The following is a 16705-nucleotide window of genomic DNA, read 5'->3' on the forward strand; positions in this document are numbered from 1 at the left end:
CGCTCGTCGCGGTGCCGCCTGCCGGCATCCGACTGCGGGCTCCGGCGCTGCTCCTCCACAACCCGCGTGCGATGGCATCCATCCCCGGGATGCCGCGCGGGCGGGGTTCGATGTCGGCGGCCCTCGCTAGCATGCACACATGTCTTCCGATCCCCCTCCCGACACTCCCTCCGCGGCCACGGCGGGCCATCCGGCCGGGTTGTCCGCGGTCCTCGACGACGCGCTCCGCGCCGGGTCCGAGCTCGCCGCTGCCGAGGTGGCGCGAACCCGCGCCCTGGCGGCGGCCGGGCACCTCGCCCTTGACGTGATGGCCGACCGGCGGGCGACCGCCCGAGCCTCCGAGATGGCGCTGCGGGAGGTCGCCTCCGAGCTCGCGGCGGCCGAGAGTCTGTCCGATCGCAGCGTGCAGTCGCAGATCGGCCGCGCCATGACGCTGGTCGACGACTATCCGCAGACCCTCGCCGCGTGGGAGGCGGGGGTCATCACGCGTGCCCACGTGCACGCGATCGCCGATGTCGGGGCGCCTCTCCCCGTCGACGCGCGCGCCGAGTACGACCTGCTCGCCGTCGCGACCGCCGACGGCCTCAGCCCCGGCCGGCTGCGCTCGCGTCTTGCTGTGCTCGCCGAACGTCTGCAACCGGCCACTCTGACGGAGCGTCACCAGCGCGGACGTGACACACGGTGTGTTCGGGTCATCACCGGGGTCGACGGCATGTCCGACCTCATCGCGACGCTGCCGACCGTGCTCGCGGTCGGGATCTACGACCGTCTGAGCCGGCAGGCCCACGCTCTTGTCGACGCGAGGGACGCGACGACCGAATCAGGCACGGATGACCGCACCACCGCGCAGCTTCGCGCAGACATCCTCGCCGACCTTCTGCTGACCGCCGCGCCCGATGCCGATCCGACCCGCACCGACGACGGCCCCGGCGCCCTTGGAAGCATCCGCGCGCGGGTCCAGGTCGTCGTGCCCGCGCTGACCATGCTGCGACCTGCGGAGGAGAACCTCGACCCCGCCGAACTCGTCGGACACGGCCCCGTCGATGCCGGCACCGCGCGCGCTCTCGCCGAGACGACCGTGCTCCCCTGGGATCGGGTCGTCACCCACCCCGTCACCGGCGCGGTGCTGTACACCGACACCTACCACCGCGGCAGCGCGATCGACCGGTTCCTCCGTGCCCGCGACCGCCACTGCCGGTGGCCCGGCTGCACGGTTCCGGCGGTCCGTGCCGAGGTGGATCACACGCACGACTACGCGCTGGGCGGCCCGACCGACGTCGCGAACCTCGCGCACCTCTGCCAACGGCACCACACGCAGAAACAGTTCACCCGCTGGAGAGTGACCCAGCTCCCCGGCGGAGTCCTCCGCTGGACCAGCCCCACCGGGCGCACGTACACCGATGAGCCCCTGCCCTACTCTCCCGCTGTCCGCTTCGTTCCGGACGACCCCTCCCCACCCGAACCGGACGTGCCAGCGGCCCCCTTCTGACGCTGCGCCTGTGTGTCGCAGTGCCCGACGCGTTGCAGAGCGCGCAGCATCCGGTTTCGCTTGCACCGTAGCCTCGCTTCATGCCCTTGGCTCTCGTCACCGGCGCCGCGCGCGCCAACAGCATCGCCGCCGCGATCATCCCCCGCCTCGAAGCCGACGGGTGGGACGTCGTGACCAGCGAACTCGAGACCGGTGACTACCCCTGCGACCTCGCCGACCCGACCGCTCCGACGCACCTCGTCGAACGCGTCTCCCGCGAGCGCGGCCCGCTCCACGCGCTCGTCCTCAGCCACGCGCACGGTGTCGAATCCGGCATCCTGGACACCACCGCCGAGAGCTTCGACCACCACGTCGCCGTCAACGCCCGCGCAAGTCTTCTCCTGATCGCGGCGTTCGCGCGGCAGGTCGATGAGACCGGTGGCGCGATCGTCGCGTTCACGAGCGACCACACCACCGGGAATCTTCCGTACGGCGCTTCGAAGGGTGCGCTCGACAGAATCGTCGTCTCCGCTGCTCGGGAGCTGGGACCACGAGGCATCTCCGCGAACGTCGTGAACCCGGGACCGATCGACACCGGCTGGATGGATACCGCAACGCGCGACGCCGTGATCGCGCACCAGCCGCTCGGCCGGCTCGGCGTCCCCCGCGATATCGCCGCCATCACGGCGTTCCTTCTGTCGGACGAGGGTCGCTGGGTCAGCGGTCAGCTTCTGCACACCGACGGCGGATTCTCCGCGCGCTACTGACCGGCCGACGCGACGACCTCCGTCGTGCTAGCGTCGCCCGCAGTGACACGGGGTGCCCCAGGGGCTGAGAACACACCCGTCGAACCTGATCTAGTTCGTACTAGCGAAGGGATGTCGCGAATGGTCGTTCGCACGTCGTCGTCTCCGTCCACCGCCGTCGAGGCTCTCGCCGCTCTGCGCGGCTCCCCACCGCTCGTGCAATGCATCACGAACGCCGTGGTCACCAACTTCACGGCCAACGCGCTCCTCGCCCTCGGCGCGTCGCCCGCGATGTGCGACATCCCGGGCGAGGCCGGATTCTTCGCCCGCGTCGCCGGTGGGGTCCTGGTCAACCTCGGCACCCCGACCGCGGAACAGCGCGACGCCGCCCGAGAGGCCGTGGCCGCCGGGACGCCGTGGGTGCTCGACCCGGTCGCCGTCGGGGCGCTGCCGGTCCGTACGGCCCTCGCCCACGAACTGCTCGAGGCGCGGCCGGCCATTGTGCGCGGCAACGCGTCGGAGATCCTCGCCCTGGCCGGGGCGGGAGCGGGCGGGCGTGGCGTGGACTCCACGGACACCCCCGATGCCGCACTCGACGCCGCGCGGACCCTCGCGCAGCGCACCGGCGGGACGGTCGCCGTTTCGGGCGCGGTGGATCTCATCGTGGATGCCGACCGCATCGCGCGCGTCCCGGGCGGGAGCGTGCTGCTCACCCGCGTGACCGGCGGCGGCTGCGCCCTCGGCGCGGCGATGGCGGCGTTGCTGGCGACATCGGCGCCGTTCGACGCCGCGGTCGCGGCGAGCGCCATCTGGGCCGTGGCCTCGGAGCGGGCGGAGGCGGCCTCGAGCGGACCGGGGTCGTTCGCGGTCACGTTCCTCGACGCCCTCGCCGCGATCGAGCCGGGTGACCTCGACGGGCGGGTCCAGGCGTGAACGCGACCGATCTGTCGCTGCACCTCGTCACCGATGACCGGATGCCGTTCGCGCACGTCGTCGACGTCGTCGACGCGGCCGCGAGCTCCGGTGTCAGCGTCGTGCAGTTCCGCGACAAGACGGCGACCGGGCGCGACCTGTTCGACCGCGTCACGGCGCTCTCCGACGTCATCGCCGGACGCGTGATGTTCGTGGTCGACGACCGCGTCGACGTCGTGCTCGCCGCCCGCGCAGCGGGCGCACGCGTCGACGGCGTGCATCTCGGCCAGACGGATCTGCCGGTCTTCGCCGCGCGCCGGCTCCTCGGTGCCGATGCCCTCATCGGCTGGACCGCGAACACCCCGGCGCACTTCGCCGCCGCCGCCGCGCTGCCCCCCGACACTGTGGACTACCTCGGCGTCGGCGTCATCCGCGCCACCGCGACCAAGCCCGATCACCCGGAGCCGCTCGGGGTGGACGGCTTCGCCGAACTGGTGGCATCCGCCCCTCTGCCGTGTGTCGCGATCGGAGGGATCCAGACGCACGATGTGGCCCCGCTGCGTCGAGCCGGAGCGGCGGGGGTCGCCGTCGTGTCGGCCGTGAGCGCGGCGGAGGATCCTGCGGCGGCGACGCGCGCGCTCCGCGAGGCGTGGTCATGATCCCGCGCGTCCTCAGCATCGCGGGGACCGACCCGACCGGGGGCGCAGGCGTTCAGGCCGACCTCAAGTCGATCTCGGCGTTCGGCGGGTACGGGATGGCCGCCGTGACCGCGCTCGTCGCGCAGAACACCCTCGGGGTGCGCGAGGTGCACGTCCCGCCGACGGCATTCTTGGCGGCGCAGCTCCGCGCCGTCAGCGACGACGTCGACATCGATGCCGTGAAGATCGGGATGCTCGGGTCGGCCGAGGTCGTCGCGGTGGTGTCCGCGTGGCTCACCGAAGTGCGGCCGCCGGTGGTCGTGCTCGACCCGGTGATGATCGCCACGAGCGGCGACCGCCTGCTCGACGCCGACGCCGAGGCGGCCGTGCGCGAGCTGTGCCGTCTCGCCCATCTCGTGACCCCCAACCTGCCCGAACTCGCCGTGCTCGTCGGTGAGCCGGTCGCGGCCGACTGGGACGCCGCGATCGCGCAGGCGCGGACCCTCGCCTCCCGCGCCGACACGTCCGTGCTACTCAAGGGCGGGCACCTGTCGGGCCCCGACAGCCCGGATGCCATCGTCGACACCGACGGCATCCACCCGGTGTCGGGCCCGCGCGTCCACACCCGTCACACGCACGGGACAGGGTGCTCGCTGTCATCCGCGATGGCGACACTCGCCGCGCGCGGTCTCGCGTGGCCCGCCGCGCTCGAGCGGGCGAAGCCCTGGCTCACCGGCGCTCTGGAGCATGCCGCCGACCTCCGTGTGGGACGCGGCAACGGTCCCATCGATCACTTCCACGCGCTGCGGCCGCACCTCGACCTCGGACCGGCGTGGAGCGTCGAGCGGTGGGATGCCACGGCCTCGGTGCGCGCCGACGTCGACGCCAGCGCCTTCGTGCGGGGGCTGGCATCCGGCGACCTGGATCGCGCGGCTTTCACCTGGTACCTGGGGCAGGATCTGCTGTACCTGCGCGAGTACGCCCGCGTGCTCGCCCGGGCAGCGGCGCTCGCCCCGACGACGGAAGAACAGCGGTTCTGGGCGGCCGCGTCGGCCTCGTGCCTCGCCGAGGAAGCGCGCCTGCACGAGAGCCACGTGGATGCCACCGCCCTCGCGCCCGCGCCGGACACCACCGCGTACACCGACCATCTGCACGCCGTCTCGGCGGGCGGCTCGTACGCGGTGCTGGTCGCGGCGGTGCTGCCCTGCTTCGTGCTGTACACCGACATCGGCGCGCGCTGGCGCGGCACGTTCGACCCCGACCACGCCTACGCCGACTGGCTCACGGCCTACGGCGACGAGGTGTTCGCAGCGTCGTCCGCCGAGGCCTCGCGGATCGCGGACACCGCCGCGCGAGCGGCATCCCCCGCCGTCCGGGCCGCGATGTCGGCGGCCTACGACCGGTCGATGCGGCAGGAGCTGGCCTTCTTCGAGGCTCCGCTGCGCGGGTGAGTCCGCGCCGGACCGGCCGGCCCGCGGCAGGCGTTCGCGGGGGTGAGGCGGGCCGACGCCGCGGCGCGGCGGGCGTTCGCGGCGGTGCGGAGGGCCGACGCCGGGGCGCGGCGGTCGTTCGCGGGGGTGAAGCGGGCCGACGCCGCGGCGCGGCGGGGGTTCGCGGCGGTGCGGCGGGCCGAACACCTGAGTTTTCGGCATCCCGCGCGTGCTCGACGCATCGAGAAACCCGCGAACGCCCAGAACTCAGGAGTTCGGACCGCCCACACGTCGGCGAGTGACACCGGACGGTCGGATCAGCCGCTCTTGCGGCGGAACTCCCGCTTCGTGACGGCTCCATGCGTGCCCTGCACGGCCGAGTGACCGTCCAGGTGAGCCTGACCCGACCGCTGCTGCCCGTTCTTCTTCGCCAGGGCTTCCTTGAACTTTCGCTTCATCTCGTCGGATGCCGTGGCATCCGGGGTCTCGTCGGTACTCATGTGCCCACCCTAGGCATGTCCGGCTGACCCGTGCGCCGTCAGACGTGACGGACGCGCTGCTGCAGCCGGGTGCGGATGTCGAACAGCTCGGTGCCGCCGACCTCGCGGGCACCGGGGATGCCGCGACGCAAGAGCGTCGTGAGGGCGCTCCGCTGCACCAGTACGACCGGCGTTCCGCGGACCTTGCCGAGGTCGGTGACGGCGTCGAGGATCGCGTCGTCGGGCAGCACGACCATCGCACCGCTGAACCGGACGCCCGCGGCGCGCGCGATCACGCGGGCGCGCGAGACGAGCTGCGTAACAGGCGAGCCGATCACGTGAGGCCCGGTGATCTCGCCGCGGCGCACGCCCACCGGACCGCCGAAGTCCTCGCTGAGCATCGCGTACAGGCCGCTGGGGCCGAGCACGAGGTGGTCGAGCTTCTGCTCCGGGTCGAGGCCGTCGCGGTCGGCGAAGACGTCGTGCCACACGGTGTACCCCATGCCGAGTTCGGCCACGAGGCGCGCGGTCTCCTCCTCGGCGAGCGCGTCGGCGAGGATGTGCCGGATCTCGGGCGGCGCCGACCGCACGAGCGCGGGGTCGTAGGGGTCGGCGACGTCGACGCCGCGGCCCACCCACTCACGAATGAGCGACAGGTACCGCTCGCGCCGCCATCCGCCGGGCTGCCCGTAGGCGCGGGCGCGGGGTCGGGTGTCCGGACGCGGAGGGGTGGATGCCGCCGTCCCGCCGCCCCACTCGGCCGACGCGTGTCCACGGCCGCGGTCATAGGCGGCGCGGGCCTCGGGCGTGCCGACGAGCTCCCACGCGCGCTGCACCTGCACGAACAGGGCGGCATCGCCACCGGTGTCGGGGTGGGTCTCACGCAGCCGCACGCGGTAGGCACGGCGCAGCCCGTCGTCGTCGATGTCGACATCGACGCGGAGCACCTCGTACGCCGAGAGCGACATGGGACTGTCGAACACGTCCGTCATCCGTTCCGCCGCCCGGGTGCGGCACCCTCCAGGCTATCGGCCGCCGTCTGTGCAACCCCCGGGATGCGCCCGAGGTTTCGCTGACGGCGGCACCCCGCGTCAGCGCCGCTCGTTCCGGCGGGCGTATGCGGCGGCATCCCGGCTCGAGAGGGCGAGCAGCACCAGGATGTCGAGGCTCAGTGTGACGAGTGTGGTCCCCACCGTGATCTCCTGCCCGAGCTCCCACCAGCCGACGAACGCCGTCACGATCGAGACCGTCGACACGAGCATCACGATCACGCGGGCGAGGTTGCTGCCGCGCAGCAACAGGATGCCGAACACCACCTGGACGAGCGCGATGCCGCCCAGGATGCCGAAGAACACACCGGCGCCGACTCCGACGTCCGCGAGGGTCAACGTCGGTTCGGCGCCGGAACCGTCCGCCGCGCCGGCGACCACCTGCAGCCAGGGCGGCAGGTCGAACGCGACCGCGAGGCCCCACACGATCCCCGCCAGAGCACGGAGGAGGACGAGCACTCCCCCGGCGACGGTCGCGGCCGGGCGGCGCATCGCCGGGTCGTGCGCGACCGGGGCGGCGAGCGGCTCGAACGCCGCCCTCTTCTGCGGATGCCTCTCGCTCACGGCCGGCCTCCCGCTTCGGCGGCGTGCGTCCCGGCATCCGTCCACCGTTCGAGGGCAACCGGGTCGACGCCGCGGACGTCGAGGATCGGCAGATCGCCGTCCGTGGTGATGCTGTCGCCGCCGCCGTTGCGCGAGTGGTAGCCGGTCGAGAAGTCGCGGATGACGTCGACCACGACGCCGGGCAGCGTCTGCACGGTCGCGACGATGTGGTCGCGCTCGATGTCGGTGTCGGCGTCGATGCGATGCGTCACCTGGAGGGTGAACAGCGAGAGCCCGACGGCGCGGTCGAACGTGCCGGCGGCGAGCCAGTCGACCCGCCGCCCACCCGGGAGCAGCCAGCCGTCGGGGCAGCGCCAGAGGCGGACGTGGTGCCGTTGCGCGGGGGATCCGGCGACCTCCTGCTGGTACGCGAGGTCCTGCATCCGCCCGAACAGGAACAGCGGGCTGACGGGCGCCGTCGGGTAGCTCTGACGGCGCAACGTCGAGGCCACGATGCGCCACGACGAGCCGAGACTCACCGGGTCGGCCGGGATCCATCCGGCGGCCGCCATGGTCGCCTCGACCTGGGCGCGGTCGCCCTGGAACGCCAGGTTCACCGGGTCGCCCAGCAGGCCGTCGGACGTGCGCGTGCGTCCCATGAAGTAGTCGGGAACGTAGACCGCGGTCAGGATGCGATGCAGCCGCGGCAGCACGAGGTAGGCGAGGAGCCCCCAGAACACGATCGCCATGACGATCCCGCCCCAGCCGATCGTGAAGGTCTGGGTGAAGCTGAGGTACGCGAGCCAGACGGCGGCGAGACCGCCGAAGATGAAGAAGAACCCGTCGAGCAGCCGCCCGATCGACCAGCGCCGCCGCCTCTCCATGGCGTTACCAGAGAGCCGGTTCGGGCTGATGGGCGAACGCCTCGGCGACGCGGTGCGGCGGAAGGTCGAAGCGGTGGGCCGGCGACCACGACGGCGAGCGGTCCTTGTCGACGAGCTGCGCGCGGATGCCCTCGGCGAGGTCGGGCTGGGTCGTCGCGAACCACACGACGAGCCCGTACTCCTGCGTGAGCGCGGCCCGGAGCGACGGCAGCGCCCGCGCCCGTCGGACGGCTTCCAGCGTCACGCTCACGGCGGTCGGAGCCGACGCCTCGAGCAGGTCGGCGGTGGCGTGCGCCTCCGGCTCCCAGCGCTGACGGAGCCGGTGCAGGATGCCATCGAGGTCGTCGGCCGAGAAGGCGTCGTCGATCCACGGACGCCAGGTCTCGAGGTTCGATCTCTCGGGGCTCTCGTCGAACAGCAGCACCAGCTCGGTGGGGCTCGACGGGTCGGCGCGGTACTCCAGGGCCTCGTGCAGGGCCGGGAGGTGGGCGACCGGGACGAGGTGGTCGGCGAAGCCGGCGTACATCGCGTCGGCGGCATCCATCGTCGCGCCGGTGAGACCCAGGTACTCGCCCAGGCGGCCGGGCGCGCGCCCGAGCAGCCACGATCCGCCGACGTCGGGGGTGAAGCCGATCCGGGTCTCGGGCATGGCCAGCTGCGAGCGTTCGGTGACGATGCGGATGCGCGCGTGGCCGGCCAGGCCGATCCCGCCGCCCATCGTCACGCCGTCGGCGATCGCGACGATCGGCTTCGGGTAGGTCGCGATCCGGTGGTTGAGGGCGTACTCCTCGCGGAAGAAGGTGTTTACCTCGTCGATGCGTCCGTCGACCACGAAGTCGTACAAGGCCCGCACGTCGCCGCCCGCGCAGAAGCCGCGGTCGCCCGCGCCGTCGAGGAGCACGAGGTCGACATCGGAGTCGCGCTCCCACCGGTCCAGCGCGGCGGACAGGAGGCGGATCATCCCGAGGTCGACCGCATTGATCGCGCGAGGGCGGTTGAGGGTGAGGTGGCCGACCCCGCGCCAGGCTCGCGCGATGACCGCGTCGTCGTCGGATCGCTGTGCGTTCACGCTGCCACGTTACACAGCCCGCGAGATGGGTTTTCGGCCTCGGATCGGGGAAGATGGGGAGAACGCCCGCCGAACGAGAGGTACTCGATGCCCCAAGGACAGGTGCTGGAATTCTCCGGGCTGACCAAGCGCTTCGGCGCGGTGTCGGCCGTCGACGGCCTGACCGCCCGCGTGGAGCCGGGCCTGGTGACGGGATTCCTCGGCCCCAACGGTGCGGGCAAGACCACGTCGCTGCGCATGCTGCTGGGACTCGTGCGCCCCACCGCCGGATCCGCGACGATCGGCGGCCGCCGCTACGCCGAGATCGAGCGACCGCTGCAGACCGTGGGCGCCGCGCTCGAGGCATCCAGTTTCCATCCGGGACGCTCGGCGGCGAACCACCTGAAGGCGTACGCGCGCGCCGCGAGCCTGCCGCTTTCCCGCGTCGACGAGGTGCTCGGGCTGGTGGGACTCGCCGATGTCGCCGGGCGCCGCGTGGGCGGCTACTCCCTCGGCATGCGGCAACGGCTGGGCCTTGCGACGGCGCTGCTCGGAGACCCGGGCGTCCTGGTGCTCGACGAGCCCTCCAACGGCCTCGACCCGGAAGGCATCCGATGGATGCGATCGCTCCTGCGCCACCTCGCGGCAGAGGGGCGCACGGTGCTGATCTCCTCGCATCTCCTGGCCGAGGTTCAGCAGACCGTCGACGCGCTGCTGATCATCTCGCGCGGGCGCCTGGTGTTCCAGGGCGGCACGGAGGATCTCGCCGACCCGGACGAGTACTCCACCGTCGTGGATTCACCCGATCGCGAGGCCCTGTCCCGTCTGCTCGATGAGCGGGGCATCGAATTCCAGCTCCTGCGGAACGGCTTCACGATCCGGCACGTCGAGCCGCTCGAGATCGGCACGCTCGCCGCCGGCGCCGGCATCGTGCTGTCGCACCTGCAGAGCAAGGGCGCGAGCCTCGAAGACATCTTCCTCGAGCTGGTCAGCGGCGTCCGCACGCACGCGAGCGCGGCGGCCCCGGTGGGCGGGCCGGCGGGGGATGCCACGACCTCGGTGGGCGGGCCCGCCGGGGATGCCACGACCCCGGTGGGCGGACCCGCCGGGGATGCCATGGCCCCGACGCCCGAGCCGGAGGCCGCACCCGTGCCCGCGCACGCGGAATCGCCCACCGCACCCGCGGCACCGGAGCCCGCTCCGTCGACCGACCTCGTCGCGATCGTCCCCGCCCCGCGGAGCGCCGCGACACCGGCGGCGCCCGAAGACGATCCGGGCCCTCGACGCTCGTACGCGGTGGCCGCGACCGGAGTGATCGACATCGTGCCGGTCGAGTCCCGCACCGACGACACGGAGGAGCAACGATGAGCCTGGTGGCATCCACTCGCTCCGAGTACACGAAGCAGTTCAGCACCGCGGGATGGTGGGTCCTGGGCATCGTGCTCATCGTCTACGTCGGCTTCACGGCGGGGGTGCTGGCGCTGGCCTTCGGGGGCGTGGCATCCGGCAAGCTTCCGGGCGCATCGGGGCCCGTCCCCTCGACGGACGGCCTCGCCGGACTCGTCTACAGCTCGGCGAGCGCGGTGGGATACGTCTTCCCGCTGCTCGCGGGGACGCTCATGGTCACGACCGAGTTCCGGCACAAGACCCTCACCCCGACGTTCCTCGCAACGCCCCGCCGCGGCGTCGTGCTCATCGGGAAGTTCGCGATCGGCATCCTGGTGGGCCTGCTCTACGGAGTGCTCGGGTCGATCGCCGCGATCGGCGCCGGAGCCGGCGTGTTCGCCCTGTTCGGTCTCGACACCGAACTCGGCTCCTCCGACACGTGGGTGCTGGTCGGACGGATGCTCCTGGCTTTCGCCCTGTGGGCCGTGGTCGGAATCGGCGTCGGGACGGTCGTGCGCAATCAGGTCGCGGCGATCGTGATCGTGCTGGCCGTGACGCTCTTCATCGAACCGATCGTGCGGACGATCGCCGGTATCGTCGACGGGCTGGGCGAGGTCGCGCGCTGGTTCCCGAGCGCCGCGAGCGATGCCCTGGTCGGCAAGACGATCTTCGGCGCCGTGGGCGCCGGCGGCGCCGAGCCGCTCGAGTGGTGGCTCGGCGGCCTCGTGCTGCTCGGCTACGCGGTGGTGCTCGTCGCGATCGGTCTCGTCACGACCTGGCGCCGCGACGTCGACTGACACCGCCTGCGGCGGGCGCCGCGTCCGGTGCGGCGCGGGGTGCCGTGCCGCGCCGTTCCGTGCGCTGCGCTGCGCTGCGCTGGCGTGCGCGCCCGGCGAGCGCACACGATCGGGTCGACCGCACACGTTCCGGTCGACCGCATCGTGTGGTCTGGGCCGGATCGTGTGATCTCGACCGCAGGAAGAGCGCGGGCGCCCCGTGACGCGTCAGGACACCAGGTCGGCGACGTCCTCGGGTTCGGATGCCACGTCCAAGCGCAGCGCCTTGAGCAGCGCCACGCCGTGCTTGGTGGTGAGCACGAGACGTTCGAACTCGTCGTGGCCGCTCAGGTCGATCACGACGCTGGACTTGCGGCGCCGGATGATGACGAAGTCATTGCCCCCGGCCGACTTCCACGTGCCCATCGCGACCGCGACGGGGAGGTTGGTGCCGGGGTTGGGGACGCCGCGCAGCCACGTCCATGCGTCGTCGGTCAACTGCACACGGTCGATGGTCGTGCGCGGCACCACGATGTTGCGCTTGCGGAACGAGAGGGCACGCTCGGTCGGCGAGAGCACGACCTCGAGCTGCGTCGAATCGAGCAGCAGGGTCACCATGGCATCCATCCTGCCAGCGCCACCGAGCGGGCACCGTCCCCTTCGCTTACGAGAGCGCAACGATCCGCGGCTGCACGGTCGCGGCAATGTGCGCGCAAGCGCTTTGGGTCGCGCAACATGACGCGACCCAACCCGGCGAACCGCGCGCAGCAGTTCGGTCGCGGCGACCTGCGCGCGGCGGCTCGGTCGCGGCGAAGTGCACGCGCGCGCGTTGAGTCGCGCAACATGGCACGACCCAACCCACGGCCCCACGCCCCACGGCACCCCGGTCGCGGCAAAACGCACGCAACGCGGCTCCATCGCGCAACATGGCGCGACCCAACGCCCCACGCCCGCGCAACGCCCCGATGCCCCCCCGCCCCGCGGCACCCCGGTCGCGGCAAAACGCACGCAACGCGGCTCCGTAGCGCAACATGGCGCGACCCAACGCCCCACCCCCGCGCAACTCCCCGACGGCCCCACGCCCCGCTCAGCCCCGAGCCCCGCGCAGCCCCACGCCCCGATGCCCCCGAGCCCAGCGCGGCCCGGGTGTCGGAGGGGAGGGATAGCCTGGAGCGATGAGTACGGGCAGCGCTGCGCCGCAGGCCGCACCGGCCCGGGGCGACTCGATCGACGACCTCCTCGAGCGCGTGCGCGATGGGCACCGGCCCGACGTCGACGAGACCGAGCTTCTGCTTCATGCCCCACTCGATGTGCTGTCCCGCGCCGCCTCGAAGACGCGCGACGAGGGACTGGAGCGCGCCGGACGTCCGCGCGTCATCACGTATTCGCGCAAGGTGTTCGTGCCACTCACCACGCTGTGCCGTGACCGCTGCCACTACTGCATCTTCGTCGACACCCCCGGTCAGCTGAATCTGCTGCGAAAGCCCGCCTACATGAGCCCCGAGCAGGTGCTCACCGTCGTGCGGCAGGGGCAGGCGCTCGGCTGCAAAGAGGCGCTGCTGACCCTCGGCGACCGCCCCGAAGAGCGCTGGCCCGAGGCCCGAGCCTGGCTCGATGAGCACGGCTTCGCCTCGACGATCGACTACGTCGCGCACATCGCGCAGCTCATCACCGCCGAGACCGGCATGCTCGTGCACGCCAACCCCGGAGTGATGCACCCCGACGAACTGTCGACCCTGCGTCCCGTCTCGCCGTCGATGGGCATGATGCTCGAGACCACCTCGCGCCGCCTCTACGAAGAGCCGGGTCAGGTGCATTTCGGCTCGCCCGACAAAGACCCCGACCTGCGTCTGCGCGTCATCGACGACGCCGGGGCCGCCGGCATCCCGTTCACGACCGGCATTCTGGTCGGCATCGGAGAGACCGTCCGCGATCGCGCGGAGTCGCTCATCGCGCTGCGCGACCTCGACGACCGGCACGGACACGTGCAAGAGGTCATCGTGCAGAACTTCCGCGCGAAGCCCCGCACGGCCATGCAGTCAGCCCCGGATGCCGACATGCACGAATACCTCGTCACGGTCGCCGTCGCACGACTCGTATTCGGACCCGACATGCGCATCCAGGTGCCGCCGAACCTGTCCGACCCGCGTGAGCTCGGGCTGCTGATCGAGGCGGGGATCGATGACTGGGGCGGCGTATCGCCGCTCACCGCGGACCACGTCAACCCCGAGCGCCCCTGGCCCCACATCGACGACCTCGCCGCGCACACCGCCGCACGCGGCTTCACGCTCCGCGAACGGCTGACCGCGCACCCCGAGTATGTCAGCGACGCCGCGACGTGGATCGACCCGGCGCTGCACGCCCCGCTGCGGGCATTGGCGGATGCCACGGGCCTCGCGGCCGACGTGATCCCCGCCGCGGCGGGTTCAGGCACTGCCGCGCGCGTGACCGCGGGAGGATCAGAGACGGAGGGAGGACCCGCAGCCCCCGTTTCGCCCTCCGCTCGTCCTATCCCCTCCGCTCGTCCCGCCGAGGCCACGGACCCTGCGGCCGACGCGACCCCCGCGGCCGTGGCGACGCCCGAGGCCCCAGCCACCCCGGACGGCGCCGCGCGCGTGACCGCGGGAGGATCAGGGACGGCGGGAGGACCCGCAGCCCCCGTTTCGCCCTCCGCTCCTCCCCTCCCCTCCGCTCGTCCCGCGGGCGACGCGGCCGCGACGTCGGCCCCGGCGGCAGCGCGCAGCGCCGACCCCGGAGTGCTCCGCCTCGCCGAGGCCGCAGCCGACCCCCTCGCGCTCGACGACGCGGACTGGACGCGGCTCCTCCACGCCACCGGCGCCGAGCTCGACGCCCTGACCGCCGCGGCCGACGATGCGCGCCGGTACACCGTCGGCGAGCCGGTCACCCTCGTGCGCAACCGCAACCTCACGTCGACGGGCTTCCGCCGCGCCGGGCGAACCGGCCCGGGCGAGTTCGATCTCGCGGATGCCGAGGCGATCGCCGCGGATGCCGCCGACCTCGGCGCCACCGAGATCTGCATCCAGGGCGCCCTCCCGCCCGAGGAAGACCCCTCGGGCTACCTCGACCTCGTGTGGGCCGTGAAGCGCGGGGCTCCTGGCATCCACGTCCATGCGTTCCGTCCGCTCGACGTGCGCGATCTCGCCGACCGCGGCGGGCTCGGGCTCGACGGTGCGCTCGCGGCGATGCGTGAGGCCGGCGTCGACACCGTGCCGGGCACCGGAGTGAAGGTGCTGAGCGAGCGCGTACGCAGGCTCGTCGCCCCGGGCGATCTCGAGATCGACCGCTGGGTCGAGGGCATCACTGCCGCGCATCGCGCCGGATTCCGCTCCACCTCGGTGCTGTTCTACGGCCACGTCGAGACCGCGGAGGAACGCATCGCACACCTGCGGATGCTGCGCGGCATCCAGGCCGAGACGAAGGGCTTCGCCGAGTTCGTGCCGATCCCGCTACCCGGCGGCGACGTTCCGCTCGTCGCGGGGCGCTCGCCCCTCGACGAGCACCGCGCCATGGTGGCCGTGTCGCGGTTGCTGTTGTCGGGGGCGATCCCGCACGTGCAGATCCCGTGGACCCGCGTCGGCCGCGACGGCCCCGCCGTCCTGCTCCAGTCGGGTGGCGACGACCTCGGCGGCACGCTCTTCGACGGACGCGTCCTGCCCGACACCGGCATCGAGCAGGGTCTCGAGCTGCCCGTCGCGGTGGCCGAGCGCCTGGCGCGGAGCCTGATGCGCCCGTTCCGCCTGCGCACCACCGACTACGGGGTCGAGCGCACGCCCGTCGAACCGGCCGCGCCGTACGTCGTGACCAGCGGGGGCACGCGGCTCCCGATCGTCCGCCCCGTCGACGGAACTCGCGCGTGAGCGTCGTCGACGTCGTCGTGGTCGGCGCGGGTTTCGCCGGGCTCGGCATGGCAGGCGCCCTTCGGCGCGCGGGACGCGACGACGTCGTGGTCATCGAGCGCGCGGGCGACGTGGGCGGCACGTGGCGCGACAACACGTATCCGGGCGTCGCGTGCGACGTTCCCGCGCACCTCTACAGCTACGCCGCGCACCCGCACGCGGGCTGGTCACGGACGTTCGCCGAGGGCCCCGAGATCCAGGCGTACCTGCGCGACGTCGCCGCGGGCGTGAGCGATCGCATCCGGCTGCACACTCCGCTCGCGGGGGCGGAGTGGGATGCCGAGACCTCGGTGTGGCGCATCGACACCGGCGCTGAGATCCTCCGGGCGCGCTCGCTCGTCCTCGCGTGCGGACGGCTCACCGAACCGCACGTCCCCGCGATCGACGGCCTCGAGACGTTCCGCGGTCCTCTGTTCCACTCCGCGCGCTGGGACCACGACGTCGACCTCACCGGCAAGCGGGTCGCCGTCGTCGGCACCGGCGCGAGTGCCGTGCAACTCGTACCCGAACTCGCCCAGACCGCCGCCCACGTCACGCTGTTCCAGCGCACCCCGGCATGGATCGTGCCGCGCGGCGGCGGCGAGATCCCCGCCGAAGAGCGCGAGCACCTGGCCGAGAACCCCGGAGCCCTCGCGCGCCTGCGCGCCGAGCTGTACGCCGAGGGCGAGGCGCGCTTCGCGTCCCGCTCGGGCGATGCCGCGGCCTCCGCCGCCGCCCGTGACGCCGCCCTCGCGCACCTCCATGCCCAGGTCGCCGATCCCGCGCTGCGCGCCGCGCTCACCCCCGACTACGCCTTCGGGTGCAAGCGCGTGCTGCTCTCGGACGCGTTCTACCCGGCCGTGGCATCCGATCGTGTCACCCTCGAGCCGACCGCCCTCGACCGTGTCGACGGGTCGACCCTCACCGCCGCGAGCGGACGCCGTCACGAGGCCGACGTCCTCGTGCTGGCGACGGGCTTCGCCTCGACGCAGCAGCCGTACGCCGACCTCGTGCGCGGCGAGGACGAGACGCTCGCCGAACACTGGAGCACGGGGATGACGTCCTTCGGCTCCACGGTCGTCGCGGGCTTCCCCAACCTCTTCGTGCTGAACGGCCCCAACGCGAGCCTCGGCCACAACTCGGCGGTCCTCATGATCGAGGAGCAGGCCGCGTACGTCGTCCGCGCCCTCGCCGAGCGCGACCGCCGCCCCGATCGCGTGCTGCGCGTCCGCCCCGAGGCGGAGGCGGCCTACACCGACGAGATCGCCGCCGCCGCGGCATCCACGCCCTGGATGACCGGCGGATGCCGCAACTGGTACGTCGACGAGCGGTCGGGGCGGCTGACGCTGCTGTGGCCGGGCACCGTGCAGGCGTTCCACGAGAGACTGACCGGTACCGACGGGTCGGAGTTCGAACCCGCGCACACCCCCGTGCGCGGCTGACGCATCGC

Annotated in this window: 15 protein-coding genes and 1 riboswitch; of the genes, 9 read left to right on the forward strand and 6 right to left on the reverse strand. The window is 72.8% G+C overall.

The window, feature by feature from the left end; translation table 11 throughout:
• The first annotated feature begins 139 nt into the window (after nucleotides 1-139).
• The 5 genes from AC3WLZ_RS15295 (at nucleotide 140) to thiD (ending at nucleotide 5215) form a co-directional block, all read left to right on the forward strand.
• A complete protein-coding gene (locus tag AC3WLZ_RS15295; RefSeq protein ID WP_492470627.1) occupies nucleotides 140-1489 on the forward strand; it encodes an HNH endonuclease signature motif containing protein in 1350 nt (449 codons plus the stop codon).
• Between the two features lie 80 nt (nucleotides 1490-1569).
• Nucleotides 1570-2235 carry an SDR family oxidoreductase gene (locus AC3WLZ_RS15300; protein ID WP_492470628.1) on the forward strand — a complete coding sequence of 222 codons (666 nt, stop codon included), beginning with the start codon at nucleotides 1570-1572 and terminating at the stop codon, nucleotides 2233-2235.
• Between the two features lie 38 nt (nucleotides 2236-2273).
• Nucleotides 2274-2364: riboswitch (TPP riboswitch) on the forward strand.
• A complete protein-coding gene (gene thiM, locus AC3WLZ_RS15305) occupies nucleotides 2356-3147 on the forward strand; it encodes a hydroxyethylthiazole kinase (protein WP_492470629.1) in 792 nt (263 codons plus the stop codon). It overlaps the preceding riboswitch by 9 nt.
• On the forward strand, nucleotides 3144-3785 hold the full coding sequence (thiE, locus tag AC3WLZ_RS15310; protein WP_492470630.1) for a thiamine phosphate synthase: 642 nt from the start codon (nucleotides 3144-3146) through the stop codon (nucleotides 3783-3785). Before thiM ends, thiE begins: the two co-directional genes overlap by 4 nt.
• Complete coding sequence (thiD, locus tag AC3WLZ_RS15315) at nucleotides 3782-5215, forward strand: bifunctional hydroxymethylpyrimidine kinase/phosphomethylpyrimidine kinase (RefSeq protein ID WP_492470631.1); 1434 nt, start codon at nucleotides 3782-3784, stop codon at nucleotides 5213-5215. Before thiE ends, thiD begins: the two co-directional genes overlap by 4 nt.
• Nucleotides 5216-5511: 296 nt before the next feature.
• On the opposite strand, the gene AC3WLZ_RS15320 is transcribed toward thiD, so the two are convergent.
• From AC3WLZ_RS15320 to AC3WLZ_RS15340, 5 genes are all read right to left on the reverse strand, one after another.
• The gene (locus tag AC3WLZ_RS15320; RefSeq protein ID WP_412925772.1) at nucleotides 5512-5694 is read right to left on the reverse strand and encodes a DUF5302 domain-containing protein; all 183 of its coding nucleotides are present in this window, start codon (nucleotides 5692-5694) and stop codon (nucleotides 5512-5514) included.
• 38 nt (nucleotides 5695-5732) lie between these two features.
• The gene (locus AC3WLZ_RS15325; protein ID WP_412925773.1) at nucleotides 5733-6656 is read right to left on the reverse strand and encodes a DnaJ domain-containing protein; all 924 of its coding nucleotides are present in this window, start codon (nucleotides 6654-6656) and stop codon (nucleotides 5733-5735) included.
• Between the two features lie 108 nt (nucleotides 6657-6764).
• On the reverse strand, nucleotides 6765-7286 hold the full coding sequence (locus AC3WLZ_RS15330) for a hypothetical protein (protein ID WP_492470632.1): 522 nt from the start codon (nucleotides 7284-7286) through the stop codon (nucleotides 6765-6767).
• Nucleotides 7283-8149 carry an LssY C-terminal domain-containing protein gene (locus tag AC3WLZ_RS15335; RefSeq protein ID WP_492470633.1) on the reverse strand — a complete coding sequence of 289 codons (867 nt, stop codon included), beginning with the start codon at nucleotides 8147-8149 and terminating at the stop codon, nucleotides 7283-7285. The genes AC3WLZ_RS15330 and AC3WLZ_RS15335 overlap by 4 nt, the downstream gene beginning before the upstream one ends.
• A 4-nt stretch (nucleotides 8150-8153) precedes the next feature.
• Complete coding sequence (locus AC3WLZ_RS15340) at nucleotides 8154-9218, reverse strand: enoyl-CoA hydratase/isomerase family protein (RefSeq protein WP_492470634.1); 1065 nt, start codon at nucleotides 9216-9218, stop codon at nucleotides 8154-8156.
• 87 nt (nucleotides 9219-9305) lie between these two features.
• Here AC3WLZ_RS15340 and AC3WLZ_RS15345 point away from each other — a divergent pair, with 87 nt between their 5' ends.
• The gene (locus tag AC3WLZ_RS15345; protein WP_492470635.1) at nucleotides 9306-10565 is read left to right on the forward strand and encodes an ATP-binding cassette domain-containing protein; all 1260 of its coding nucleotides are present in this window, start codon (nucleotides 9306-9308) and stop codon (nucleotides 10563-10565) included.
• Nucleotides 10562-11380, forward strand: coding sequence for an ABC transporter permease (locus tag AC3WLZ_RS15350; protein WP_492470636.1), 819 nt, complete (start codon nucleotides 10562-10564; stop codon nucleotides 11378-11380). The genes AC3WLZ_RS15345 and AC3WLZ_RS15350 overlap by 4 nt, the downstream gene beginning before the upstream one ends.
• 207 nt (nucleotides 11381-11587) lie before the next feature.
• On the opposite strand, the gene AC3WLZ_RS15355 is transcribed toward AC3WLZ_RS15350, so the two are convergent.
• Nucleotides 11588-11977, reverse strand: a complete 390-nt coding sequence (locus AC3WLZ_RS15355; protein WP_412925779.1) for a hypothetical protein — start codon at nucleotides 11975-11977, stop codon at nucleotides 11588-11590.
• A gap of 557 nt (nucleotides 11978-12534) precedes the next feature.
• Here AC3WLZ_RS15355 and cofG point away from each other — a divergent pair.
• Nucleotides 12535-15237: a 7,8-didemethyl-8-hydroxy-5-deazariboflavin synthase CofG gene (gene cofG, locus AC3WLZ_RS15360; RefSeq protein ID WP_492470637.1), complete on the forward strand. Its 2703-nt coding sequence runs from the start codon at nucleotides 12535-12537 to the stop codon at nucleotides 15235-15237.
• Entirely contained in the window at nucleotides 15234-16697 is a 1464-nt protein-coding gene (locus tag AC3WLZ_RS15365; protein WP_492470638.1) for a flavin-containing monooxygenase, read from the forward strand. The genes cofG and AC3WLZ_RS15365 overlap by 4 nt, the downstream gene beginning before the upstream one ends.
• Nucleotides 16698-16705: the final 8 nt, after the last annotated feature.

The organism is Microbacterium sp. FW305-3-2-15-F-LB2 (assembly GCF_058787255.1).